Origin of the sequence: Streptomyces niveus (assembly GCF_001723055.1) — a bacterium.
GTDB lineage: Bacteria > Actinomycetota > Actinomycetes > Streptomycetales > Streptomycetaceae > Streptomyces > Streptomyces niveus.
This window is the reverse complement of record NZ_MDCR01000461.1, coordinates 1-6,584: the sequence shown is the minus strand read 5'-3', so window position 1 is coordinate 6,584 and position 6,584 is coordinate 1. Positions and strand designations below refer to the sequence as shown.

At 71.7% G+C, this 6,584-nt stretch carries 5 protein-coding genes; 4 read left to right on the top strand and 1 reads right to left on the bottom strand.

Features of this window, described 5'->3' with window-relative positions; translation table 11 throughout:
* Positions 1–82: 82 nt before the first annotated feature.
* Positions 83–1,039, bottom strand: coding sequence for a 16S rRNA (cytosine(1402)-N(4))-methyltransferase RsmH (gene rsmH, locus BHU15_RS36245; RefSeq protein ID WP_069630983.1), 957 nt, complete (start codon positions 1,037–1,039; stop codon positions 83–85).
* Positions 1,040–1,473: 434 nt separating this feature from the next.
* Here rsmH and BHU15_RS36240 point away from each other — a divergent pair, with 434 nt between their 5' ends.
* The 4 genes from BHU15_RS36240 to BHU15_RS36225 all read left to right on the top strand — a co-directional run.
* Positions 1,474–2,037: a beta-class carbonic anhydrase gene (locus BHU15_RS36240; protein WP_023542361.1), complete on the top strand. Its 564-nt coding sequence runs from the start codon at positions 1,474–1,476 to the stop codon at positions 2,035–2,037.
* A 203-nt stretch (positions 2,038–2,240) separates the two neighbouring features.
* Positions 2,241–3,278, top strand: coding sequence for an AAA family ATPase (locus BHU15_RS36235; RefSeq protein ID WP_069630982.1), 1,038 nt, complete (start codon positions 2,241–2,243; stop codon positions 3,276–3,278).
* Positions 3,278–4,636, top strand: a complete 1,359-nt coding sequence (locus BHU15_RS36230) for a DUF58 domain-containing protein (protein ID WP_069630981.1) — start codon at positions 3,278–3,280, stop codon at positions 4,634–4,636. Before BHU15_RS36235 ends, BHU15_RS36230 begins: the two co-directional genes overlap by 1 nt.
* Positions 4,633–6,584, top strand: a 1,952-nt coding sequence (locus tag BHU15_RS36225) for a transglutaminase TgpA family protein (protein ID WP_069630980.1), incomplete at its 3' end; no start/stop codon positions are given. The genes BHU15_RS36230 and BHU15_RS36225, both read left to right, overlap by 4 nt.

Sequence of the window (6,584 nt, the reverse complement as noted above, 5' to 3'; positions counted from 1 at the left end):
CGCGCCGCGGTGCTCGGCCCGGTCGTCGGCATCAGCCGGGCGAGCCGCGCGGCGCGCCCCCTCAGCTGCCTGGCCGGTCCGCTCACCGCACGTCCTCCCGGATCCGCTCGGCGCCGCGCAGCCGGGCGGGGGCGGCCCGGCGGTTCTCGGCGACCTCGTCCTCGGTGGGGAGTTCGGCGCCGCGCGTCAGGAGTTTGAGCCTCGGCTGGTAGCGCTCGGGTACGACAGGCAGGCCGGGCGGCGCGGTGTTGGCGGCGCCGGCCGCGAAGACCTGCTTGACCAGGCGGTCTTCGAGGGAGTGGTAGGCGAGTACGGCGATCCGGCCGCCCACGGCCAGGGACGCCACCGCGGCGGGGATGGCCGCCTCCACCGAGGACAGTTCGCCGTTGACCTCGATGCGCAGGGCCTGGAAGGTGCGCTTGGCGGGGTTGCCGCCGGTGCGTTTGGCGGCCTGCGGCAGCGCGTCACGGATGAGCTCGACCAGCCGGGCGCTGTTGGTGAAGGGCTCGACGGCGCGTTCCCTGACGATCGCCGAGACGATGCGCTTGGCCTGCTTCTCCTCGCCGTACGCCCGCAGGATCCGCACCAGTTCGCCGGGCGGGTAGGTGTTGAGGACCTCGGCCGCGCTCATCCCGGACGACTGGTCCATACGCATGTCGAGCGGGGCGTCCTGGGCGTACGCGAATCCCCGCTGCGCCTCGTCGAGTTGCATGGACGAGACGCCGAGGTCGAAGAGCACGCCCTGGACGCGCGGGATGTCCAGCCGGTCGAGGACGTCGGGGAGTTCGTCGTAGACGGCGTGCACGAGGGTGGCGCGGTCGCCGTACGGGGCCAGCCGCTCGCCGGAGAGCCGCAGCGCCTCCTTGTCCCGGTCGAGCGCCACGAGCCGCGCGGCGGGGAAGGTGCTGAGCAGCGCCTCGCTGTGGCCGCCGAGACCGAGCGTGCAGTCGACGACGACGGCGCCCGGTTCGGCGAGGGCGGGTGCGAGCAGACGAAGGCAACGGTCGAGCATCACCGGAACGTGCCGGGTGGCGGTCATACCCGCGCCTCGCGGGTGGTTCGGTGGCTGCGCTCGCTCATGCGCCCTCTCAGGTCCGGCGTGGATGTACGTACCGCCGAGCGTGAGGATGCCGAGCCGCACGTACGCCGCACACGCGGGGGGAATTCGGGGAGTGTTCCGGTAAGTGTTTCGCTGATGTCCGTGAACTTCGCGTCACTTTAGTCCACAGGTCCCCTCGGTCAATCAACCGGTCAGCGCGTCGCCCGGCGGGCTGCGGGCGGACCGGCGGGGCGGATCTTGTGAAGATCTCGGCGGGGCGATGACACGATCACACGCAAGCGAAATCGATGCTCACCACCCTTTCGCCTGCCCGACTTCACTCGTGTGGCTTACCTCACACCAAGCCTCGTTGACGATGTTTGTCCAGTCGCACAGCGGGCTGTTGGGGCGGGTGACCATTACCGTCTATAGGTATGTCGACTTCCGCGCATCTCCCCGCCGAGTCCGCCCAGGCCCCCGCCGGTGCGACCCGTACCGACGGCACGGTCACCGATCGACTCGTGGACGCCAACCGGCGCTACGCCAGTGACTTCGACGACCCGGGAATGGACGCCCGCCCCGTGCTGCGCGTCGCCGTGGTCGCCTGCATGGACGCCCGCCTCGACCTGCACGACGCGCTGGGCCTGGACCTCGGCGACTGTCATACGATCCGCAACGCGGGCGGCGTCGTCACCGACGACGTCATCCGCTCACTCACCATCAGCCAGCGGGCGCTCCAGACCCGCAGTGTCGTACTCATCCATCACACCGGCTGTGGCCTGGAATCCCTCACCGAGGACTTCAGGATCGATCTGGAAATGGAGGTCGGGCAGCGTCCGGCCTGGGCCGTCGAGTCGTTCACCGACGTGGACCAGGATGTACGGCAGTCGATGCAGCGGGTGCGGACATCACCGTTCCTCCTGCACACCGACGACGTACGCGGTTTCGTCTTCGACGTGTCGACCGGCCTTCTGCGGGAAGTCGACCCGAGGGACTGACCGCGTCACCGCACGAGAATCACGGCAACTCCGGCAATTCCCACCCACTTATCCACAGGCGAGTGACACGAAGCGGTAACGGCTACAAGAATGCGTGAGTGAGCGCGGCGTTCCGGAACCTTCCGGACGCGGCGTCCGTATTTCGGGGTGGGCCGGGCCGTGAGAAGAGCCTCGGCCCGTATGAACGGGCCGAGGAGGGCCGGGTGACGACCTATGACGATCGAGCGAGCCTCACAGATCTGACCACCACAGCGGAGCGTGTCCGCGCATCGGTGGAGGGTGTGATCGAGGGCAAGCCTGAGGTCGTACGGCTTTCGCTGACAGTGCTGCTCGCCGAGGGACATCTGCTCATCGAAGATGTCCCCGGCGTCGGCAAGACGATGCTGGCGAAGACGCTTGCACGCTCCATCGACTGCTCGGTGCGGCGTATCCAGTTCACGCCCGACCTGCTGCCCTCGGACATCACCGGGGTCTCCATCTACGACCAGCAGCGGCGGGACTTCGAGTTCAAGCCGGGTGCGATCTTCGCGCAGATCGTGATCGGCGACGAGATCAACCGCGCCTCGCCCAAGACGCAGTCCGCGCTGCTGGAGTCGATGGAGGAGCGCCAGGTCACCATCGACGGGCAGACGTACGAACTGCCCAGCCCCTTCATGGTGGTGGCGACGCAGAACCCGGTCGAGATGGAGGGCACCTATCCGCTGCCCGAGGCGCAGCGCGACCGTTTCATGGCCAAGGTCTCCATCGGCTATCCCAGCGCGGACGCCGAGTTGGAGATGCTGGACGTGCACGGCGGGCTCTCGCCGCTGGACGACCTCCAGCCGGTGGCCCACGCGCACGACGTCGTGAAGCTGATCGAGGCCGTGCGCAACGTCCATGTGGCCGACTCCGTACGGAGGTACGCGGTGGAGCTGGTCGGGTCCACCCGTAACCACCCGGACCTCAGACTGGGGGCCTCACCGCGCGCGACGCTGCATCTGCTGCGCGCTGCGAAGGCGTCGGCCGCCCTGAGCGGCCGGGAGTACGCGCTGCCGGACGACGTACAGGCGCTGGCGGTGCCGGTCCTCGCGCACCGGCTGCTGCCGACCGCGCAGGCACAGCTCAACCGCCGGACCGCCGAGCAGGTCGTGCGGGAGATCCTCCAGCGCGTCCCGGTGCCGACGGCCGACGGCGGCCGGCAGGCTCCCGTGGCCGCCGCACCGCTCTACGACCGGCAGCAGCCGGGCGTCCGGCGGCTGTGATGGAGCCCGGCGCCGCCTCCTCGGGCACCGAGGACAAGGGCGGGCTGCGGGCGGCGCTGGGCGGACTCACCACGCGCGGCCGGTCGTTCTTCGCCGCCGGCGTCGCGGCGGCGGTCTGCGCCTACGTCCTCGGTCAGTCGGATCTGCTGCGGGTGGGCATGCTCCTGGCCGTCCTGCCGCTGGTCTGTGTGGGCGTGCTCCACCGCACGCGCTACCGGGTCGCAGGCAGCAGACGGCTCTCGCCGTCACGGGTGCCCGCGGGCTCCGAGGCCCGCGTCCATCTGCGGATGGACAACGTGTCGCGGCTGCCCACCGGTCTGCTGATGCTCCAGGACCATGTGCCGTACGTGCTGGGGCCGCGGCCCCGGTTCGTGCTGGACCGGGTGGAGGCGGGCGGGCGGCGTGAGGTGTCCTACCGGGTGCGCTCGGACCTGCGCGGGCGCTATCCGCTCGGACCGCTCCAGCTGCGGCTGAGCGACCCGTTCGGGATGTGCGAGCTGACGCGGTCCTTCAGCGCGCAGGACTCCCTGACCGTCATCCCCCGCACCGATCCGCTGCCACCGGTCCGGCTGGCGGGAGCGACGTCGGGGTACGGCGACGGGCGGCAGCGCTCGCTGTCGCTGGCCGGCGAGGACGACGTCATCCCGCGCGGTTACCGGCACGGCGACGATCTGCGCCGGGTGCACTGGCGCTCCACCGCCCGCTACGGCGAGTTGATGGTGCGCCGCGAGGAGCAGCCGCAGCGGGCCAGATGCACGGTGCTGCTGGACACCCGGGGACTCGCCTACCAGGGCGCCGGTCCCGACTCGGCCTTCGAGTGGGCGGTGTCGGGCGCGGCGTCCACGCTGGTGCACATGCTGGAACGGGGCTTCGGGGTACGGCTGTTGACGGACAGCGGGAGTTCGGTGCCCGGTGAGGGCGCCGACGGATTCGCCGGTTCGACGCAGGAGTCCGCCGACGCGGCGGGACTGATGCTGGACACGCTCGCCGTCGTGGACCACTCCGACGGGGCGGGCCTGTCGCGCGCGTACGACGTGCTGCGCGGCGGGTCCGAGGGGCTGCTGATCGCCTTCTTCGGTGATCTGGACGAGGAACAGACAGCCGTCGCCGGCCGGATGCGGCACCGCAGCGGCGCCGCGGTGGCCTTCGTCCTGGACAGCTCCGGCTGGCTCCAGGACGGCGGGGAGCCGCCCGCGCGGGTCGAGGACCGGCTGCGGCAGCTGCGCGAGTCCGGCTGGACCGCTCTGGCGGTGCCGGCCGGGGCGGCGCTCCCCGATCTGTGGCAGCAGGCGGCACGACAGCGCACCGAGTCGGGTGCGGCACAGGGCTCGGCGGGCTTCACCGGAGGTTGGTCATGAGCGGTCGGGCGAGGCTGGCGCTGTGCGCGTTCGCCGCCACGCTGATGTCGGCGGGCGCGCTGCTGCCGCTGGTCAAGGACAAGGGCTGGTTCGCCCAGGCGGCGTTCATGCTGGCGGTCCTGGTCGGGGTGGGCGCGCTCGGCCGGCGGGTGCCGCTGGCCAGGACGCTGACCGTGGCGGTCCAGGCGGTCGTCGGGCTGCTGATGCTGACGGTGGTGTTCGCCTCGGAGTACGCCGTGGCCGGTCTGCTGCCCGGCCCCGAGGTCTTCCAGCGCTTCGGCGAGCTGCTGAACGCGGGCGGCGAGGACGTCGGGCGGTACGCGATCCCGGCCCCGGCGAGCGACGGCATCAGGCTGATGCTGGTGGGCGGTGTGCTGGTCATCGGTCTCGCCGTTGATGTGCTGGCCGTGACGTTCCGCAGCGCGGCTCCGGCCGGGCTGCCGCTGCTCGCGCTGTACTCGGTCGCCGCCGGTCTCTCCGGTGGCGGCGCCTCCTGGCTGTGGTTCCTGCTCGCGGCCGGCGGCTATCTGGTGCTGCTGCTGGCCGAGGGCCGGGACCGGCTCTCGCAGTGGGGCCGGGTCTTCGGCGGCGCTCCGCGCGCGCCGGGCCGTACGGCCGCCGGGCTGGAGACCGGGGGCGCGGCCTCGGCCCCGGTCCGTACGGGGCGCCGGATCGGTGTGATGGCGCTGGGCATCGCGCTCGTCGTGCCCGCCGCGCTGCCGTCGCTGGACGGCGGGCTGCTGGGCGGCACGGGGGCCGGGGCGGGTTCGGGTCTGGGCGGTGGCACGATCTCCGCCGTCAATCCGCTGGTGTCGCTCCAGGACAACCTCAACCAGCCCGAGGACCGGGAGGCGTTGCGGTACAAGACGAACGCGGAGAGCACCGAGAACCTGTATCTGCGGATCATGGCGCTGGACGACTTCGACGGTACGTCCTGGCGGTTCTCCCAGCGCAGCGTCGAGGACGTGCCGGACAGGCTCCCGGGACCGCCCGGTCTGGGTGACGGTGTCAGCACGACCGAGATCAGGACGAGCATCTCCGCGGCCAGTTGGTACCGGCAGAACTATCTGCCGATGCCCTATCCGGCCTCCGAGGTGGACGTCGAGGGGCGCTGGCGCTTCGAACCGAACGGCCGGACCCTGGTCGGCGACCGGGGCGAGACGACGCAGGGTGCGCAGTACCAGGTCAGCAGTCTGCTGGTGGAGCCGACGCGGGAGCAGCTCGCGACGGCGCCGCGGCCCGCCGCCTCGCTGGTGCGGGAGTACACGAAGGTGCCCGAGGGCCTGCCCGGGGAGGTGGAGGCCACCGCCCGCGAGGTGACCGACGGCGCGGCGAACGACTACGAGAGGGCGGTCCGGCTCCAGGACTGGTTCGCCGTGGACGGCGGCTTCACGTACGACACGACGGTCACCTCCGGCACGGGTGTCACGGCCATCACCCGCTTCCTCAGGGACAAGCAGGGTTTCTGCGTCCACTTCTCGTTCTCGATGGCGGCGATGGCCCGCACGCTGGGCATTCCGGCACGGGTGGCGGTGGGCTTCACTCCGGGCACACCGCAGTCGGACGGCACGATGTCCGTCGGGCTCCGGGACGCGCACGCCTGGCCCGAGCTGTACTTCGAGGGTGTCGGCTGGACCCGCTTCGAGCCGACGCCGAGCCGGGGCAGCGCGCCGGACTACACCATCCCGGAGGCGCCCTCGGGTGACGCGAGCGACCCGGCGCAGCCCGAGGCCAGCACCTCGTCCGCGCCGAACTCGTCGCCGTCCGCGTCGGATTCCTGCCCGCCCCAGGCGGCCAGGATCGGCGACTGCGGGACGACCGCGCCGGCGGGGGCGCTGCCTCCGACGGACTCGGGGCCGTCCGCGGGGACGGTCATCGGCATCACGCTGGGCGTCCTGGCCCTGCTGCTGATTCCCCTCCTGCCCCTGCTGTGGCGGACCCGGGTCCG

What these genes read in the sequence shown, in the direction of transcription:
- rsmH (WP_069630983.1), bottom strand. Translation starts at nt 1,039, where the DNA reads ATGACCGCCACCCGGCACGTTCCGGTGATGCTCGACCGTTGCCTTCGT.
- BHU15_RS36230 (WP_069630981.1), top strand. Translation starts at nt 3,278, where the DNA reads ATGGAGCCCGGCGCCGCCTCCTCGGGCACCGAGGACAAGGGCGGGCTG.
- BHU15_RS36240 (WP_023542361.1), top strand. Translation starts at nt 1,474, where the DNA reads ATGTCGACTTCCGCGCATCTCCCCGCCGAGTCCGCCCAGGCCCCCGCC.